At 42.9% G+C, this 1,623-nt stretch carries 1 protein-coding gene; it reads left to right on the top strand.

The annotated features are described in order from the left end of the window. The first annotated feature begins 502 nt into the window (after positions 1 to 502). Positions 503 to 1,048 (top strand): DNA-binding protein, encoded by a 546-nt coding sequence (locus tag F6K22_RS40420; RefSeq protein ID WP_293110748.1) that lies wholly within the window; start codon positions 503 to 505, stop codon positions 1,046 to 1,048. The last annotated feature ends 575 nt before the right edge of the window (positions 1,049 to 1,623 follow it).

Here is a 1,623-nt window from a genome sequence, read left to right as displayed (position 1 = left end):
AGAGCCTTAATGCGTAGTGCTATATTTTGCGGATGGGAACACGCGGGGTGCGTAAGACGCAAGCGGTCAGACCCCGCGTCGCCGACAGGCGCAAGCGGTGCGACCCCGCGTCGCCGACAGCTCGCTTGCGGAACGCGCACTCCTGTGAGGGAATGCTGACCAAGAGAGGGAACGCCCACGCTCGAAGGCTGCTGGGCTAGCAGTGTCAGCGCCAGTCGCTCATGGGGGAGACCCCCTTTGGCGGCGCTGGCAAGTCTTTAGGAGCGCGCCTTTAGACCTGAAGGGAGTAAATCCCGCTTATGCTGGTGCATTGTTAGCGCAGCTCCTCTGTAAAGAGGCAGCAGAAAGCCCCTACCAGCAATGTTAGGGAATCCCGCGCTGTCTCGCGTATAGCAGCGTCGGGAGGATGTCAACTGAAGTACTTCAGATATATCACCTTGTAACTTTTGTAATTTTTGTATTATTCTGCTATACGCAATAGTAAAATATAGAATTAAATCTTATGTTTGTTGGTACAACTGAAGCTGCTTCTTTATTAAATATTTCTGCTCAACGAGTCCGAGTTTTACTCATGGAAGGTCGGATTCAAGGCGCTCGGAAAATTAATGGTCGAACTTGGGGAATTCCTCTGTACAAAGGAAAACCTAGAGTCTCCGGTAGAAAACGTGGTCCTAAACCCAATTGGTATCCTCAGCGCCACTGCGGAAAAAATACAATTCATTTCAATCGACCTAATATAGAGAAAAATCGAAAGCTCAAAAAGGTCGATCCTCAAGCCAAAGACGAATATGTACTTTCTGCCCAACGTGGGTCTGAGATTTTAGGTAAAGGTCACGAAATAGAGATTCACGGTCCTTGTCGGATTGTTTATCGACCAGACAAACCTCATAGTTGTGGAGCGACTGTGTGGATTGAGACTTTAGCAACAGCAACAGTGTTTAATTTTGATGGTACAGTGCAGCGGGTTGATAATAAATGGGTTTGGGAAGAGGAGGAAATGTGGAAAATTAACAAGAAAAGTATTGAGGAATTAATTAGGCTTTCTTGATTAAATCTCAAAAAAATATGGGTAAAAGTCTATCGATTGTAAGCGCATTCAGCTATTAGCAGTTAGCTAGAGCGCATGGGACCTGCAATAATACCCTGCTTTTAAGGCTATGCTTTAAGCAATAGCTGATAAATGCTTATGCAAAATTAATTGTATAAGTCTAAGTAGGTCGGCGGGAAAATTTATCACTATGTAACGAAAAGCTCACGGGGTGACAAGGTAGCTGAAAGCTATATATAGAGGTGGACTTATCAAATAAGCTGAAGAATAGTTCAACTAAAATCCCACTATTATTGAGAATAGATGGGGGTGTGGTGCGTTCGCGGAGCGTTGCGGAGCGCAGTATCGCGCCACACAGTAGCTTGATTATTTATTCAAATAACTGGCAAAACAGTTAAAAAGTCCGATCAAAAAGGGTTGGTAATTACAAATAAAAATTAATAAAAGTGAATATATTAGGCTTTGATCAAAACCAGATCGAACAAAAGTTGAGTCCATCTCAAATAATAACATTACAAATATTATTATACTTAACATCAGTACATAAAACCGTACAAATATCAAAATTAAGTACT

This window comes from Okeania sp. SIO2F4 (assembly GCF_010672385.1).
GTDB lineage: Bacteria > Cyanobacteriota > Cyanobacteriia > Cyanobacteriales > Microcoleaceae > Trichodesmium.
This window is presented reverse-complemented; position numbering and strand designations above follow the sequence as displayed.